This is a genomic window from Ruegeria sp. BA12 (assembly GCF_056539625.1).
In genome coordinates, this window is record NZ_JBQFVF010000006.1 from 74891 (window position 1) to 89476 (window position 14586).

Annotated in this window: 17 protein-coding genes; 11 read left to right on the top strand and 6 right to left on the bottom strand. The window is 59.4% G+C overall.

The genetic code is table 11. From position 1 onward, the window contains the following. Nucleotides 1-26 precede the first annotated feature (26 nt). Both ACR0B0_RS12985 and ACR0B0_RS12990 read left to right on the top strand, forming a co-directional pair. Nucleotides 27-161 (top strand): aa3-type cytochrome c oxidase subunit IV, encoded by a 135-nt coding sequence (locus tag ACR0B0_RS12985; protein WP_058281864.1) that lies wholly within the window; start codon nucleotides 27-29, stop codon nucleotides 159-161. Between the two features lie 18 nt (nucleotides 162-179). After that, on the top strand, nucleotides 180-812 hold the full coding sequence (locus ACR0B0_RS12990) for a hypothetical protein (RefSeq protein ID WP_170350684.1): 633 nt from the start codon (nucleotides 180-182) through the stop codon (nucleotides 810-812). Here ACR0B0_RS12990 and ACR0B0_RS12995 read toward each other — a convergent pair. Both ACR0B0_RS12995 and ACR0B0_RS13000 read right to left on the bottom strand, forming a co-directional pair. Beyond that, entirely contained in the window at nucleotides 801-1133 is a 333-nt protein-coding gene (locus tag ACR0B0_RS12995) for an AzlD domain-containing protein (protein WP_170350769.1), read from the bottom strand. The genes ACR0B0_RS12990 and ACR0B0_RS12995 overlap by 12 nt on opposite strands. Beyond that, a complete protein-coding gene (locus tag ACR0B0_RS13000) occupies nucleotides 1130-1846 on the bottom strand; it encodes an AzlC family ABC transporter permease (protein WP_480648104.1) in 717 nt (238 codons plus the stop codon). Before ACR0B0_RS13000 ends, ACR0B0_RS12995 begins: the two co-directional genes overlap by 4 nt. On the opposite strand from ACR0B0_RS13000, the gene ACR0B0_RS13005 reads away from it, so the two are divergent. Genes ACR0B0_RS13005 through ACR0B0_RS13025 form a run of 5 tightly spaced genes read left to right on the top strand, consistent with a single transcriptional unit; the run spans nucleotide 1845 to nucleotide 6517 of the window. Beyond that, the gene (locus ACR0B0_RS13005) at nucleotides 1845-2783 is read left to right on the top strand and encodes a formate dehydrogenase accessory sulfurtransferase FdhD (RefSeq protein ID WP_480648106.1); all 939 of its coding nucleotides are present in this window, start codon (nucleotides 1845-1847) and stop codon (nucleotides 2781-2783) included. The two genes, ACR0B0_RS13000 and ACR0B0_RS13005, sit on opposite strands and share 2 nt — an antisense overlap. Continuing rightward, nucleotides 2780-3316, top strand: a complete 537-nt coding sequence (locus ACR0B0_RS13010) for a hypothetical protein (protein WP_480648108.1) — start codon at nucleotides 2780-2782, stop codon at nucleotides 3314-3316. Before ACR0B0_RS13005 ends, ACR0B0_RS13010 begins: the two co-directional genes overlap by 4 nt. Further along, nucleotides 3313-3957: a molybdenum cofactor guanylyltransferase MobA gene (mobA, locus tag ACR0B0_RS13015; protein ID WP_170350680.1), complete on the top strand. Its 645-nt coding sequence runs from the start codon at nucleotides 3313-3315 to the stop codon at nucleotides 3955-3957. The genes ACR0B0_RS13010 and mobA overlap by 4 nt, the downstream gene beginning before the upstream one ends. Further along, nucleotides 3954-4445 carry a molybdopterin-guanine dinucleotide biosynthesis protein B gene (mobB, locus tag ACR0B0_RS13020; RefSeq protein ID WP_480648110.1) on the top strand — a complete coding sequence of 164 codons (492 nt, stop codon included), beginning with the start codon at nucleotides 3954-3956 and terminating at the stop codon, nucleotides 4443-4445. Before mobA ends, mobB begins: the two co-directional genes overlap by 4 nt. Further along, the gene (locus tag ACR0B0_RS13025; protein ID WP_480648112.1) at nucleotides 4442-6517 is read left to right on the top strand and encodes a molybdenum cofactor synthesis domain-containing protein; all 2076 of its coding nucleotides are present in this window, start codon (nucleotides 4442-4444) and stop codon (nucleotides 6515-6517) included. Before mobB ends, ACR0B0_RS13025 begins: the two co-directional genes overlap by 4 nt. Here the strand turns inward: ACR0B0_RS13025 and ACR0B0_RS13030 are convergent. The 3 genes from ACR0B0_RS13030 to ACR0B0_RS13040 form a co-directional block, all read right to left on the bottom strand. Continuing rightward, on the bottom strand, nucleotides 6514-7506 hold the full coding sequence (locus tag ACR0B0_RS13030) for a hypothetical protein (RefSeq protein ID WP_480648113.1): 993 nt from the start codon (nucleotides 7504-7506) through the stop codon (nucleotides 6514-6516). The two genes, ACR0B0_RS13025 and ACR0B0_RS13030, sit on opposite strands and share 4 nt — an antisense overlap. A gap of 14 nt (nucleotides 7507-7520) precedes the next feature. Then, nucleotides 7521-7991 (bottom strand): transcription elongation factor GreA, encoded by a 471-nt coding sequence (gene greA, locus ACR0B0_RS13035; protein WP_058282071.1) that lies wholly within the window; start codon nucleotides 7989-7991, stop codon nucleotides 7521-7523. A gap of 241 nt (nucleotides 7992-8232) precedes the next feature. After that, nucleotides 8233-8613, bottom strand: coding sequence for a VOC family protein (locus tag ACR0B0_RS13040; RefSeq protein WP_170350675.1), 381 nt, complete (start codon nucleotides 8611-8613; stop codon nucleotides 8233-8235). 84 nt (nucleotides 8614-8697) lie between these two features. Here ACR0B0_RS13040 and soxR point away from each other — a divergent pair, with 84 nt between their 5' ends. The 4 genes from soxR (at nucleotide 8698) to ACR0B0_RS13060 (ending at nucleotide 13554) form a co-directional block, all read left to right on the top strand. Further along, entirely contained in the window at nucleotides 8698-9153 is a 456-nt protein-coding gene (gene soxR, locus ACR0B0_RS13045) for a redox-sensitive transcriptional activator SoxR (RefSeq protein ID WP_170350673.1), read from the top strand. 135 nt (nucleotides 9154-9288) lie between these two features. Continuing rightward, nucleotides 9289-10935 (top strand): electron transfer flavoprotein-ubiquinone oxidoreductase, encoded by a 1647-nt coding sequence (locus ACR0B0_RS13050; protein ID WP_480648115.1) that lies wholly within the window; start codon nucleotides 9289-9291, stop codon nucleotides 10933-10935. Nucleotides 10936-11066: 131 nt separating this feature from the next. Next, nucleotides 11067-12743, top strand: a complete 1677-nt coding sequence (locus ACR0B0_RS13055; protein WP_480648269.1) for a tetratricopeptide repeat protein — start codon at nucleotides 11067-11069, stop codon at nucleotides 12741-12743. Continuing rightward, nucleotides 12733-13554 carry a 4-(cytidine 5'-diphospho)-2-C-methyl-D-erythritol kinase gene (locus tag ACR0B0_RS13060; RefSeq protein ID WP_480648117.1) on the top strand — a complete coding sequence of 274 codons (822 nt, stop codon included), beginning with the start codon at nucleotides 12733-12735 and terminating at the stop codon, nucleotides 13552-13554. The genes ACR0B0_RS13055 and ACR0B0_RS13060 overlap by 11 nt, the downstream gene beginning before the upstream one ends. Here ACR0B0_RS13060 and ACR0B0_RS13065 read toward each other — a convergent pair. Next, nucleotides 13547-14545: a polyprenyl synthetase family protein gene (locus tag ACR0B0_RS13065; protein ID WP_480648119.1), complete on the bottom strand. Its 999-nt coding sequence runs from the start codon at nucleotides 14543-14545 to the stop codon at nucleotides 13547-13549. The genes ACR0B0_RS13060 and ACR0B0_RS13065 overlap by 8 nt on opposite strands. Nucleotides 14546-14586 lie beyond the last annotated feature (41 nt).

A 14586-nucleotide genomic window follows, 5' to 3' on the forward strand; every position in this document is an offset into this window, starting at 1 on the left:
ACACGCGAATTAGGAATCTCTGAGTCATGGCTGAATACAAGCACGGCGAAATGGACATCACCGTCCAAACCAAAACCTTCAACGGTTTCATCAAGGCCACCACATGGTGCGTGGTTGCGATTGCTTTCCTTTGCCTGTTCCTGGCGGTCTTCGCCGCGTAATCCAAACCGGGGTCGACCGTGATCAGGATTTTGTTTGCCTGCCTTCTGGCGGCAACTGTTGCAGGCTGCACCGGGTCGCAGCGCCCTCAGGCAGATCAGTCAGAAGTCGTGGCACGGTCTTACCGTGATCCGGGTCCGTCGACGCTGACGCTTTATACAATGATCAGCACCCGAACCGGTTCGGGGGCGCATACCTCGTTGATGATCAGTGGTAGTGAGCGGGTGATTTTTGACCCCGCAGGTTCATTCCGCGCGGATGTTGTGCCGATCAAGAACGACGTGCTGTACGGCATCACTCCGAATGTCGAGCGCGCCTATCGCAGCAGCCACGCGCGCGAAACGCATTTTGCGCGTATCCAAACCATCGAAGTCACCCCACAACAGGCGGAAATCGCCCTGCAGCTGGCCAAGCAGATGGGGCCGGTATCCAGTGCATACTGCGCCAACTCTACCTCTCGATTGTTGCAGCAGGTGCCAGGGTTCGAACAGATCGGAACCACGTTTTATCCGGTCAAACTGTCCGAGCAATTCGGCCAGATACCGGGGGTGTCCACCACCGAGTATCGCGAAAATGACGATGCCGATCTGCAAAAGGGTCTGGCGGCGAACAATGCCCTGCTGAACCAGCAGAGCGGTGCGCTAGCCCAATAGGTACAGCAGCGCGTAAAGGGTCGCGGCCCCGGAAAAGATCGCGGCAAGCACGTTTTTCGTAATCAACCCGGCCATCAGCGCGACAGCGGCTGCCGCCATGCGCGGGATGTCCGGCTGGCCGCCGGTTGCGGTCGGCCATACCACCAGCGGCGCGATCAGGGCAGGCAGGATCGCCACGGCGGTATAGCGTAAATGGCGCAGCAGCCAGGGGGGCATCGGGCGATCGCCGACCAGTCCGAGGAACACGAACCGCAGGCCGTAGCTGCCCAAAGCCAGCCCGACGATGATGATCCACATGGTGACCGGATCGACCGCGTTCATGACGTGACCTTTCTGCGTTCCAGCCACAATTCCGCCTGCGCCCCGGCCATCATACCGATGCATCCGGCCACCAGCAGACCCAGATTATAGGGCACAGCAACCGTCAGCAGCGAGACCGTTATGGCAACTAATGCCGCTACAACATGCGGCAGTGTGCGCATCATCGGTCCGATCATGGCCAGAAACGTGATCGGCAAGGCGAAATCCAGCGCCCAGCTTTCGGGTATTCGCGTGCCCAACACTGCCCCCAGATAAGTGGACAGTATCCACAAAGGTGTGATCGGTGAGACCGAGCCAAAGAAATAGGCCATGCGTTGAGGTACGGTCATGTTGGGCTCTTTTTCGAACCGGACCATGCAGCTGGCGTAGGACTGGTCCACGACCAGATATGCGCCAATGGCGCGTTGCCATAGTGGCGCGGCCCCCAGATGCGGCGTCAGCGAGGCTGAATACATCGCCATCCGCAGGTTCACAGCCAGCGCCGAAGCCAGGATAATCAGGGTTGGCGCATTGTCTTGCAGCAGTTGCAAGGCCGCGAATTGCGCGGCCCCGGCGAAAACCGTTGCCGTGAACGCCATCGTCTGAATGATGGTCAGCCCGGTTTCGGTGGCGAATACCCCGAACAAGGTGCCGAAAGGGATGGCGACGAAAATGAACGGGGTCCCGTCGCGAAAACCCTTCCAATAGTATGACTTGGATGTGGTGTCTGCCATGGCTAAATCCTATGGTGATAGCCGCAGCAGTAGCGGTCTTGGGAAAGGGTTGCAATTGGCCAAGGAACTGGATGTCTCGGACTACATCATCGCCCCCGATCCCGGCGCGGCCCGCCTGACCCGCGCGGTCGAGGGCGTGGACCAGAATGGAGAGGTCAGCCAGATCTCGGTGGTGGAAGAGCGCCCCCTGACGATTTTCCTCAATTCTCAGGAAATCGTCACCGCAATGACAATCGGCGACTATCCAGAATATCTGGCGCTGGGGTTCCTGCGCAATCAGGGCATGCTACTGGCCGATGATCAGATCACGCGGGTCGATTATGACGACGATTTGGAAACTGTGATCGTGCGCACTGCGCGCGAGACGTCTTATGAGGACAAGTTGAAGAAAAAGACCCGCACCAGCGGGTGTGCCGTCGGCACCGTGTTCGGCGACATGATGGAGGGGCTCGAGGATGTGCGCCTGCCGCAAGTTCAAGTGCGGACATCATGGCTGTATGAGCTGGCGGCCAAGATCAACCGAACCCCGTCGCTGTATCTTGAAGCCGGGGCGATCCACGGAACGGTTCTGTGCCTTGAAAACCGCCCTCTGGTCTACATGGAGGATGTCGGCCGCCACAACGCTGTCGACAAGATCGCGGGCTGGATGCTGTCCGAGGGTGAGGCGGCGGACGACAAGATCCTCTACACCACTGGCCGTCTGACATCCGAAATGGTGATCAAGACGGCGATGATGGGTATACCGGTGCTGGCGTCCCGATCCGGTTTCACCGCCTGGGGTGTCGAGATCGCCCGCGAAGTCGGCCTGACCCTGATCGGCCGCATGCGAGGTCAGCGGTTTGTGTGTCTGTCGGGCGAGGACCGGTTGCTGCGTGATGTGGATCCGGCAAGCGTGGCGGTTGAGGATAAGAAACATCGTAGGAAGAGTGCGGGATGATATCAGAGACACTTTGGATTTTCGTCACTTTTGTTTTAGCAGTCAGCATTCTGCCACTCTATGTTTTGGTGCTGGTAACCTACTTCCGCAGCAAACGAGCCGTCGTTGAAGGCATTTGTGCGCATAGTAAAGATGTGCTGGGTAAGTTGGGCTGGAGCGCCCGGAAATATGTTGGGGTGCTGGATTTGGTGGTTTTCTGGGGACCTGGATGGCAGCAAAACAGCCTTGACTACCGACTTCAGAACACATCGCTTCAGCGTATTGCGATGCATGGGCTTCCGCAGTCGCTTGAATTGATGCCATCGGTACAAAAAGCTGCGCGACGCTATCGCTTGTTGTTTTGGTGTGGCGTGCTTCCTACCTTGATTCTCGGTTATTTTCTGGGCGCGGTAAATCTTGGTGTTCGGTTGGGTGAAACCACGTCAACATCTCCGCGCATTTGGATACTGCTTCTTTTGGCTGGCATCTGCCTTGCGTCGGCGCAGCCGTTCACGAAATTCAAGAAGTGGCCCGAGATCGAGGGCACCGCATGATCCGCCCACTTGGCATCATCCTCGCAGGTGGTCTCGCCACCCGAATGGGTGGCGGAGACAAGGGTCTGTTGCAGATCGGCGGGCAAAGCCTGCTATCTCATGTGATCGACCGGCTTTCCTCGCAAGTGGATGGCCTTGCGCTAAACGCCAATGGTGATCCCGAACGGTTCGCTGATCTGAACCTGCCTATTCTGCCCGACACGATCGAAGGGTTCGCTGGCCCTCTGGCGGGTGTTCTGGCAGGGCTCGACTGGGCGGCCACGCAAGGGGCTGACTGCATTGTCACCGCTGCCGCCGATACTCCGTTTTTACCGCGCGATCTGGTGATGCGGCTGAGCGACGCTGCCCAGGGGCAAACACTTCCGCTGGTGCTGGCTACCACGCCACGCACCGGGGATGAGGCGTTGAAATCTGGTGGTGGAAAACGGGTCAATCGGCACCCGACCTTTGGTCTCTGGCCCGTGGCATTACGCGACGATCTGCGGGATGCGCTGAATGACGGCCTGCGCAAGGTCGTGCTGTGGACCGATAAACATGACGGGCGCGAGGCGCTGTTCCCGGCCGATCCCTTTGATCCGTTCTTCAACGTCAACACACCCGACGATCTGGCGCGGGCAGAACAACTGCTGGAGCAGGCATGAAGGTTTACGGCGTCACTGGCTGGAAAAACGCGGGCAAGACTGGGTTGATGGAGCGGCTGGTGACTGAGATCACCGGGCGCGGCTTTACCGTCTCGACCCTGAAACACGCCCATCACAATGTCGATGTCGATCAGCCGGGCACTGACAGCTATCGTCACCGCGTTGCGGGCGCGTCCGAGGTTCTGCTGGCCTCGGGTCAACGCGTCGCGATCATGCAAGAGCTGCGCGGCGTGCCCGAGCCTCCATTGAATGAGTTACTAGAGCGACTGTCGCCAGTCGATCTAGTGTTGATCGAGGGGTTTAAAAGCGAGGCCCATCCCAAGGTCGAATCCTATCGGGCCGAGGCTGCGAACCCGTTGATGGCGCCTGAGAACGCGACGATCCGCGCCGTCGCAAGTGACACGCCGCTCGATGTGGCTGTGCCGGTCTTTGACCTGAATGACACCGCAGCCATCGCCGATTTCATTCTGCAAGAGGTTGGTTTGTGACCGGTTTCGATAGTTTTGCCATGGTCGATTGGTCCGGTGGCAATGACACCGGCCTTTCCGAACGCAAGGATGCCATCTGGGCCTGTGTGGTGCGACAGGGCAGGGCAGAAGAACCGACATACCTTAGAAACCGCAAGATTGCCGAGCAATGGCTGCACAACCTGATTGCGGATGAGATTGCCTCAGGACGGCGGCTGTGTCTGGGGTTCGATTTCCCCTTTGGCTATCCCAAAGGGTTCGCCCATGCGCTGACCGGCTCGGATGATCCGTTGCGGTTGTGGGACTGGTTCGAGAGCCGGATCGAGGATTCGCCAAAAGCCAACAACCGGTTTGATCTGGCCGGAGAGATTAACCGCCGTTTTGGCGGCAAGGGTCCGTTCTGGTTCAATGGCCTGCGACGTGGCATCGACGGTCTGCCCAAAATCAAGGCGGACTATCACAACCCATTTCCCGAACGCCGTTGCGTCGAACTGAACCCCGAAACCAAGGGCAGCTTTACGTGTTGGCAAATGGGCGGGGCCGGTGCTGTGGGTGGTCAGGTCATGACTGGCCTGCCGGTTCTGGCCCGTCTGCGCCGCGCATTTACCGGACAAATCTCGGTCTGGCCGTTCGAGCCGCTGGACACCCCGGTCGCCTTTGTGGAAATCTGGCCCTCGCTTACCCTGGGGGCCGGGCCGAAAGACCGGATCAAGGACGCCTGGCAGGTGGAACAGGTCGCGCTGTCACTGGCCGGGATGCGACCCAAGGAATTGGCGAACCATCTGAACGTCAACGCAGCAGAGGAAGGCTGGATTTTGGGAGTGCCACAACGCAAGCCGGATATTGCCCCACCGCCCCTGCGCAACGATTGCTTTGCTTTGCCTGCCGGGGTGAGCTGGACGCCGGTGGATGACGCGCTGGCCCTGCTGCGCCAGCGGCTGACGGTAGTTGTGCCTGTTGAAACAATTGCGCTTCCGCAGGCTATCGGGCGCATTCTGGCAGAGAATATCATCGCCAAGCGCTCGAACCCGCCGCAACCGAATACGGCCGTTGACGGCTATGGATTTGCGGGCGCGATGCCCGAGGGTGCGCAGGTGATGCCATTGCATCCGGGCCGCGCGGCTGCAGGTATCCCGTTTGATGGCACGGTGCCGCATGGCCATGCGCTGCGGGTGTTGACCGGCGCGGCGTTGCCTGCGGGTGTGGATACGGTCATTTTAGAAGAGGACGTGACCGTACAAGATGGCCACATCGCTTTTCGCGGCCCCCTGAAACAGGGTGCAAACACCCGCCGTGCAGGTGAGGACGTGACCGCGGGCGATCTGGTTCTGTCTGCCGGGCGTAGGTTGACGCCCGCCGATCTGGCGTTGTTGTCGGCTACCGGAATTGCAAAAGTTCCAGTGCGCAAGACGCTGCGTGTGGCGGTGCTGTCGACCGGTGATGAACTGATCGAACCCGGAGACAAGGCCGGGCCAGGCCAGATATTCGATGCCAACCGCCCGATGCTGTTGTCACTGATCGACCGCATGGGGTTTCAGCCGGTGGATATGGGGCGGGTTTCTGATGACCGGGAAGATTTGCGCGATCGCCTGAATGCGGCGGCGGAACAGGCGGATGTAATCCTGACCAGCGGTGGCGCGTCAGCCGGGGATGAGGATCACGTATCGGCCCTGTTGCGGCAGGCGGGGGCGATGCAGGAATGGAGGATTGCGCTCAAACCGGGGCGGCCGCTGGCTCTGGGATTGTGGGAAGGCACACCGGTCTTTGGCCTGCCCGGTAATCCGGTTGCGGCTAAGGTCTGCACCCTGATCTTTGCGCGCCCGGCTTTGGGTCTGATGGCGGGTGAGGGCTGGCAGGACCCACAGGGGTTCGATCTGCCCGCCGCCTTTGAAAAACGCAAGAAACCGGGCCGCCGCGAATATCTGCGCGCCCGAGTGCGCGATGGCCGGGTCGAGGTGTTTGCCTCTGAAGGATCGGGCCGGATCAGCGGGCTCAGCTGGGCCGAAGGGCTGGTCGAGATCGAGGACGGCGCGCGCGATATCAAACCGGGCGATCTAGTCCGGTTCATCCCCTATGGCAGTTTCGGCCTTTAGTCGAAGGTTCCAGCCACACGCCCCAGTAACATGAAGGCTCGCGCCGTTCGGGTCTCACCCAATGCGGTCAGGTCGGCATCGCTGGCCTCAGGTTCAAAAGCCACGATCATGTGGTCAAAGCGGCGCAGAAAATGATGTGCGGCGTCGCGAAAGATCGGGTCCTGCTTCATCCGCGCCGCCGTCAGCGCAAGCGACGACCGATCCCGAATGCCGCCCAAAGCCGCCACCGAGCGACCACGGGCACCCTGCGCGAATTGCCGCCAGATCTCGGGGCGGGACATGTCGGGGCGCAGGTCATCCATATAGATGCCTTCCTGGCTGAGCAGCGTCAAAACGTCCTGCGAAGCCTGCACCAGTTGGGCGGTCTTGCGGTCCTTCAACGCCAGACGCAAGGCGTCGAACCCTTCGGCGTCATCCTGCGTTTCGGGGAAATTCAGCGCTCGGATGAAAATATCGGTGCTGAGTGGCGGCGCGATGTCCTCGGCCTGCGTCCCCAGCTCCAACGAGGTTTGGTCGCCGGTTCCGTTTGACGCTGCCGCCCGCGCGGGTTCGCAACGTTTGGTCGAAAACGTGGCCAGTGTACTTTCTGTCTTTTTCGCGGATTCAGCGATTTCGTCCAACTTCTTGCTGACGGCCGGTTCGTGGGAAATGGCGGCCCGCTGTTGCTGGAGGACATAAGTCTGCCGGATTGCATCAATCGCAGTCTGCAGACGCTCACTTTCTTCGCGCATGACGCGGCTGGCGCGCATCGCCGTAGCCGCGACCCAGATCATTGCTACCGGCATGAACACCGCCAGCAAGGTCACCACGAACCCACCGCCCTCGACGTCGTCGGGCAGCACCAGAAACACCACCGAAACCACCAGCCAGATCACGCTAAGCACGATGGCCGCAATCTCGATCTCGGTCACGGACGGCCGCGAGGGCTTGTCGTAAATACCCAACGACGTTGGCCGCTCGGCTTCCTGCTCTGGCGTGGGCTCGGACATGAAGGACGCTCCGGTCAGGCGTACTCGATACTCAGGACTTCGTAAGACCGCACACCACCGGGGGTGCGGACTTCGACACTGTCACCTTCGTCCTTGCCGATCAGGGCGCGGGCGATGGGGGATTTGATGTTGAGCAGACCGTTTTCGATATTGGCCTCATACTCACCCACGATCTGCCAGGTCTTTTCCTCGTCAGTGTCCTCATCGACCAGCGTAACCTTGGCGCCGAATTTGATCGCACCCGACAGCTTGGCAGGGTCGATCACATCGGCCAGCGATAGGATGCCTTCCAGCTCTTTGATACGGCCTTCGATAAAGCCCTGTTTTTCGCGGGCCGAATGATATTCGGCGTTTTCCTTCAGGTCACCCAATTCACGGGCCGTAGCAATGGCCTCGATGATAGCTGGGCGCTCAACGGATTTCAGGTTTTTCAGCTCTGCCGCAAGCGCGGCATTGCCCGTAGGCGTCATCGGAATTTTTTCCATGGTCTTGTCGTCCACGCATAAATTGATGCGCCCCGCCGCATGGAACCAGCGTCGGGGCGAATTGATGGGTTGGCAAATACCTGACCCAAATGAGGCGTGAATTGCAAGAGGTCTTGGCCCCGCAGCGGGCGGATTACGGCCTATGTTGTTCGGGAAAAGTTTGAATCGCCAATACCCTGTCGCACTTCGCGCTCTCGGGATATTGGCGATAACGAGTTTGTAAGATGTTTCCCGGAACGCCCTAGTTGTAACTAATCACTTCGAATTCGATGCCATTGTCGTCGTCAAAGTAGAACCGTTTTCCGGGCTCATAATCCGCATGTGACTTGGGCGTGAAGCCGGCTTTGATCACTTGCTGCTCGGTGGCGTCGATATCTTCGACCAAAACACCCACGTGGTTCAGCCCTCCAATGATGTCGTAACTGCTTTCGCCGGATGGCTGCGGATCGCTGGGCGCATAAAGCGCCAGATAGGTATGCGCGCTGCCCACATGCACGGTATAGCCGCCCGCAATGGCCGGGCCTTCCCAGCGGGTTTTCCAACCAAACACCTTGTGCATCCACGCGGCCGAAGCCTGCGGGTCGCGAACGGTGAAGTTGGTGTGTTCAAGCGTCGCCATCATGGGGTCTCCTTTGCGAATTGAGGCTTGTCACGACTCACTGTAATTTCTAAACCTAACTTTAGGTCAAGGGACTAAATGAGGACAATGGCAGTTTCCGAAGGGCTGGCAATTGGCGCATTGGCCCGGCGCACGGGGTTGGCTGTGTCGGCCATCCGGTACTACGAGGCGCAGGGGCTGATCGCGCCATGGCGCAATGCGGGTGGGCAGCGGCGGTATCAGCGCGCTGATATTCGGCGGTTGAGTTTCATCATGATCGCCCAGCAGTTTGGCCTGACGTTGCCCGAGATCAAGGATGTTTTGTCCGACTTGCCTGGCAACCGCACACCAACGCCAAAGGATTGGCAGAAAATCAGTGTTGGGCTGCGTGACCGTCTGGATCAGCGAATCGCTACCTTGACGCGGTTGCGCGACAATCTGGATGGGTGCATCGGCTGTGGCTGCCTCAGCCTTCCGAAATGCGCCCTTTACAACCCGGACGACCGCGCCAAATGCCATGGTAGCGGTCCCAGGTACCTTATGGGGGACTCTCCCGATACATAACTGCCGCATTGCAGCAATGTTACGCCGTGTTTTGATTGACCAAGGTCTTAGCAACCATGTAATCAGCCGTGAAACAATATTGCGCCGACAGCATGTAGAAAGCGCCAATTCGGAAAGTTAGCTAAGGAGCCCGCGATGGCCGAGATTGAACGCGAAGCGATGGAATACGATGTGGTTATCGTGGGCGCAGGCCCGGCGGGCCTTTCGGCAGCCATCCGTCTGAAACAGCTGGACGCGGACCTGAACGTCGTTGTTCTAGAAAAAGGCTCGGAAGTGGGCGCGCATATCCTGTCGGGCGCGGTATTGGACCCCTGTGGTCTGGATGCGCTGATCCCCGACTGGAAGGAAAAAGGCGCGCCGTTGAACACGCCGGTGACCGAAGACAATTTCTACATGCTGGGCGAGGCGGGTAAGATCCGTATTCCCAACTTCCCGATGCCGCCGCTGATGAACAACCACGGCAACTACATCGTCTCGATGGGCAATGTCTGCCGCTGGATGGCCGAACAGGCCGAGGAACTGGGCGTGGAAATCTTCCCCGGCATGGCGTGTTCAGAGCTGGTTTATGGTGACAATGGTGAAGTCAGAGGCGTCGTGGCCGGGGTGTTTGGCCTGGAACCCGATGGCTCATACGGCCCCAACACCGAACCTGGTATGGAGCTGCACGGCAAATATGTCTTCCTGTCCGAAGGCGTGCGCGGTTCGCTGTCCAAAGAAGTCATCGCCAAATACGACCTGCAGGCCGGCAAAGAGGTGCAAAAATACGGCGTCGGCATGAAAGAGATCTGGGAGATCGACCCCGCCAAGCACAAGGAAGGCACCGTCACGCATACGATGGGCTGGCCGCTGGGCAGCAACGCGGGCGGCGGATCCTTTATCTATCACCTTGAAAACAATCAGGTCTATGTCGGGTTTGTGGTCCACCTGAACTATAAAAACCCGCACCTGTACCCGTATATGGAGTTTCAGCGCTTCAAGCATCATCCGATGGTGGCCGAGCTGCTGAAGGGCGGCAAGCGCGTGGCCTACGGTGCCCGTGCGATCACCGAAGGCGGCTATCAGTCGATGCCGAAACTGGTAGCGCCGGGCGTGGCGCTGTTGGGCTGTTCGGCGGGCATGGTCAACGTGCCGCGCATCAAGGGCAATCACAACGCGATGCTGTCGGGCAAAGCCGCGGCTGAAGCCGCCTTTGACGCCATCAAGGCAGAACGCTCGGGCGATGAGCTGACCGATTACGAGACCGATGTGCGCAATGGCCCGATCGGCAGCGATCTGAAAAAGGTGCGAAACGTCAAGCCGATCTGGTCGAAATGGGGTCTGACCGCCAGCCTGATGCTGGGCGGTCTGGATATGTGGACCAACACGCTGGGCTTTTCGCTGTTGGGCACAGTGGGCCATGGCAAGAACGACGCGGATTCGACCGAAGAGGCCAGCAAACACAAGCCTATCGATTATCCCAAACCCGATGGCACGCTGTCGTTTGACCGCCTAACCAACGTCTCGTTTGCGATGACCAATCACGAGGAAAGCCAGCCCTGCCACCTGAAACTGGCGGACCCGGACATCCCGGTCAAAGTCAACCTGCCCAAATACGACGAACCGGCGCAGCGCTATTGCCCGGCGGGTGTGTATGAGATGGTCGAGGATGAAGGCAATCCGCGCTTCGTGATCAACTTCCAGAACTGCGTCCACTGTAAGACCTGCGACATCAAGGACCCGAGCAAGAACATCACTTGGACCACGCCGCAGGGTGGCGACGGGCCAAACTATCCAAATATGTAAGCAAAAAACCGGGCACTGGCAGGGTCGTGAAGGCTCTGCCATTGCCTCTTGCCAGCCAAAGCCCTAGCTTATTGCGCAGACAAGAATAGCAAGGCAGGATTTTGGTGATTTCTCTGGTTCGTCGCGCCGCAATGGCTGCGCTCTTCACCTCGTCGATTGTGCTTCCAGCTGTAGCGGATTCGGGGTCCGGTGCGTATTTGGCTGGCCGTCAGGCCATCTATCAGAACGACTATTCAGCCGCTGAAAAATACTATGCGCAGGCCCTGAAAGCCGATCCTGAAAATGCAGCATTGTTGGAAAGCGTGGTTGTCGCACGGCTGGCGCTGGGCGATGTGGTACGCGCGCTGCCTGTTGCGCAGATGATTGAGGATGCCGGTTTGCCCAGTCAGGCAGCAAGGATGGTGATCACCGCCAATCTGGTGGCCGACGGCAAACTGGATGAATTGCTGGCCCGTGATCCCGAAACGCAAGGCGTGGGGCCTTTGGTCGACGGTTTGGTACAGGGATGGGCATACATTGGCCAAGGGGCCATGACCCGCGCGATGGAGCAGTTTGACGAGGTCGCAACGCAGGATGGCTTGCGCGACTTTGCACTGTACCACAAGGCGCTGGCGCTGGCCTCGGTTGGCGATTTTGAAGGGGCCGAAGAAGTATTCACGGCCCATAACGGTGCGGTTGCCCGCTTTTCGCGACGGGCCGCTTTGGCCCGGGCCGAGGTTTTGTCGCAACTGGACCGCAATGAAGAGGCACAGCAATTTCTGGGTGAGGTATTTGCGGCCGGCAGCGACCCGTCGATCGAAGGTTATGTGGCGCGCCTGTCCGATGGTGATACCCTGCCGTTCACCCATGTTCGATCGGCGCAAGATGGCATGGCCGAGGTTTTCTTTTCCGTTGGCGCAGCGCTGAGCAATGAGGCGGCGCAGAACTATGTCCTGCTTTATGTGCGCACGGCTGCGTTCCTGCGTCCCGGACATGTGGATGCGATCTTGCTGAGTGCCGAATTGCTGGACGTGCTGGAGCAATATGATCTGGCCGTGGAAGCCTATCGTCAAGTACCCGCCAGCAGCAGTGATTATCACGCGGCTGAACTAGGCCGGGCCGAGGTGCTTAGCCGGTCGGACAAAAAGGATGCTGCTGCCGAGGTGTTGCAGACCCTGGCCAGCCAGAACCCAAACCTGCCCAGCGTTCATGTAGCTCTGGCCGATCTGCAACGCCAGCAAGAAGAATACACCAGCGCTGTCGCGTCTTATGATCGTGCCATCGAACTGACCGAGGGTGGGAACTGGTTTTTGCACTATGCCCGTGGCATCTCGCACGAACGGCTCAAACAATGGGATCAGGCCGAGGCCGATTTCCGCCGCGCGCTAGAGTTGAACCCAGATCAGCCGCAGGTGCTGAACTATTTGGGATATTCTCTGGTCGAACGGCGCGAAAAACTGGACGAGGCGCTGAACATGATCGAACGCGCTGTCGCGGCGCGCCCCGACAGCGGTTATATCGTCGACAGTCTGGGCTGGGTCCTTTTTCGTCTGGGCCGCTATGATGAGGCGGTCGAACATATGGAGCGCGCGGTCGAGCTGATGGCGGTTGATCCAGTGGTGAACGATCATCTGGGTGATGTTTATTGGGCTGTGGGCCGCGCGCGCGAGGCTGAGTTCCAGTGGAAACGCGCCCTGTCCTTCATTGATCCTGAAGACACGGATGCCGAGGCTGATCCCGACCGTATCCGTCGCAAGCTGGAGATTGGCCTCGACGAGGTTCTGGCCGAAGAAGGGGCGGAACCGTTGAAGGTCGCCAATGGCAACTAAGGCCTTCGCGCCCGCCAAGATCAACCTGACTCTGCATGTGACCGGCCAGCGGGTTGATGGATATCACCTGTTGGATTCGCTGGTCGTATTTGCTGATGTGGGCGACAGGTTGCAGTTTACACCAGACCCTGAATTGTCGATCTCAGTCACCGGAGAACACGCGGCAGGCGTGCCTGCGGACAGTCGCAATCTGGTCTGGAAAGCGGCCCAAGCCGCCGGGTGGACGGGCCATATCGATCTGAACAAGGTGCTGCCGCATGGTGGCGGGATTGGCGGCGGTTCGTCTGACGCCGCCGCGACCCTTTGGGCGTTGTCTGGTCAGGGGGTCAACATACCAGAGGACCTGCCTGTTTCTCTGGGTGCTGATGTACCTGTTTGCATGGCCGCCCAAGCGACACGAATGCAGGGAATTGGCGATAGGCTAACGTCCGTGTCCCTTCCGAATTTGCCCGCAGTTCTGGTCAACCCGGGTATTCCGGTGCCCACATCTTCGGTGTTTCAGGCGTTGGCCCGGCGGGACAACCTGCCCATGCCGATTGATATCCCGGAATTCGAGAATGCCGGGGCCTGCGCCGAATGGTTGCGTGACCAGCGGAATGATCTGGAAATCCCCGCAATGGGCATCGCCCGCGAAATTGAGTTTGCGCTGGATTCACTGCGATTGACTACGCGGGCGCTGTTGGCCCGCATGTCGGGGTCAGGTTCGACCTGTTTCGCGCTCTATCCCACAATGAAAGACGCGCATTTCGCAGCGTACGAGATCGGCGCGGCCCATCCCGATTGGTGGTGCCGTGCGGTGCAGCTTAATTGAGGCGCGAAACCACGTAGTCGGCCAGATCACGCAGCAGCGTGCGAATCTCATGATCGGGCAGGGGCGCCAGCGCATCCTTGGCCTTGGCGGCCCAGTCGAACGCATCTGACCGGGTGGCGTCGAGCGTGCCGTATTTTCCCATCAGGCTCAGCGCGTGGTCCAGGTCACCCTCTTCCTGACGACCCCGGCCAATCGTGCGCTCCCAAAAGGCATGTTCATCAGGGTTGGCTTGCGCCACGGCCTTGATCACCGGCAAGGTCAACTTGCGTTCGCGGAAATCGTCGCCGACATTTTTGCCGGTGGCCTTGCTATCACCTTGATAATCCAGCAGATCATCAGCGATCTGGAAGGCAACACCCAAAGCATCGCCATAGTCATACAGCGCCTTGATCTGTTCCTCGGACGCTCCGGCGATTACACCGCCAACCTCGGTCGCGGCAGAGAACAGGGCGGCGGTCTTGCCGCGTACAACCTGCAGGTAAATAGCCTCATCCGTGCCCAGATCGGTGGCCGCAGTCATCTGCAGCACTTCACCTTCGGCAATGGTGGCCGAGGCATTGGCCAGAATATCCAGAACACGCAGTGACCCGGTCTCAACCATCAACTGGAAACTGCGGGAGAACAGGTAATCGCCCACCAGAACGCTGGATTTGTTGTCCCACAGCAGGTTCGCCGTTGGGCGGCCACGCCGCTGGGCGCTTTCGTCCACCACATCGTCATGCAGTAGGGTCGCCGTGTGGATGAACTCAACCGTCGCGGCCAGCCGCACATGGTGGTCGCCCGCGTAACCGAACAGACGTGCGGCCGCCAGGGTCAGCATCGGACGCAGACGTTTGCCACCGGCCTCAACCAGATGTGCTGTCACTTCGGGGATGCGCGGCGCGTGATCAGAGGCCATACGCGTGCGGATCAGCTCATTCACCGCAGCCATTTCGCTGGTCAGAAGGTCAGCCAACCGCTCATGCGGTTTTGTGATCGCGTCGATTTCCATCACACTCCTGATACAAGGCTCGACTTTCGACTTACCTTGCC

What these genes read in the sequence shown, in the direction of transcription:
- ACR0B0_RS12985 (WP_058281864.1), top strand. Translation starts at nt 27, where the DNA reads ATGGCTGAATACAAGCACGGCGAAATGGACATCACCGTCCAAACCAAA.
- ACR0B0_RS12995 (WP_170350769.1), bottom strand. Translation starts at nt 1,133, where the DNA reads ATGAACGCGGTCGATCCGGTCACCATGTGGATCATCATCGTCGGGCTG.
- ACR0B0_RS13005 (WP_480648106.1), top strand. Translation starts at nt 1,845, where the DNA reads ATGGCTAAATCCTATGGTGATAGCCGCAGCAGTAGCGGTCTTGGGAAA.
- ACR0B0_RS13000 (WP_480648104.1), bottom strand. Translation starts at nt 1,846, where the DNA reads ATGGCAGACACCACATCCAAGTCATACTATTGGAAGGGTTTTCGCGAC.
- ACR0B0_RS13010 (WP_480648108.1), top strand. Translation starts at nt 2,780, where the DNA reads ATGATATCAGAGACACTTTGGATTTTCGTCACTTTTGTTTTAGCAGTC.
- mobA (WP_170350680.1), top strand. Translation starts at nt 3,313, where the DNA reads ATGATCCGCCCACTTGGCATCATCCTCGCAGGTGGTCTCGCCACCCGA.
- mobB (WP_480648110.1), top strand. Translation starts at nt 3,954, where the DNA reads ATGAAGGTTTACGGCGTCACTGGCTGGAAAAACGCGGGCAAGACTGGG.
- ACR0B0_RS13030 (WP_480648113.1), bottom strand. Translation starts at nt 7,506, where the DNA reads ATGTCCGAGCCCACGCCAGAGCAGGAAGCCGAGCGGCCAACGTCGTTG.
- greA (WP_058282071.1), bottom strand. Translation starts at nt 7,991, where the DNA reads ATGGAAAAAATTCCGATGACGCCTACGGGCAATGCCGCGCTTGCGGCA.
- ACR0B0_RS13040 (WP_170350675.1), bottom strand. Translation starts at nt 8,613, where the DNA reads ATGATGGCGACGCTTGAACACACCAACTTCACCGTTCGCGACCCGCAG.
- soxR (WP_170350673.1), top strand. Translation starts at nt 8,698, where the DNA reads ATGGCAGTTTCCGAAGGGCTGGCAATTGGCGCATTGGCCCGGCGCACG.
- ACR0B0_RS13050 (WP_480648115.1), top strand. Translation starts at nt 9,289, where the DNA reads ATGGCCGAGATTGAACGCGAAGCGATGGAATACGATGTGGTTATCGTG.
- ACR0B0_RS13055 (WP_480648269.1), top strand. Translation starts at nt 11,067, where the DNA reads ATGGCTGCGCTCTTCACCTCGTCGATTGTGCTTCCAGCTGTAGCGGAT.
- ACR0B0_RS13060 (WP_480648117.1), top strand. Translation starts at nt 12,733, where the DNA reads ATGGCAACTAAGGCCTTCGCGCCCGCCAAGATCAACCTGACTCTGCAT.
- ACR0B0_RS13065 (WP_480648119.1), bottom strand. Translation starts at nt 14,545, where the DNA reads ATGGAAATCGACGCGATCACAAAACCGCATGAGCGGTTGGCTGACCTT.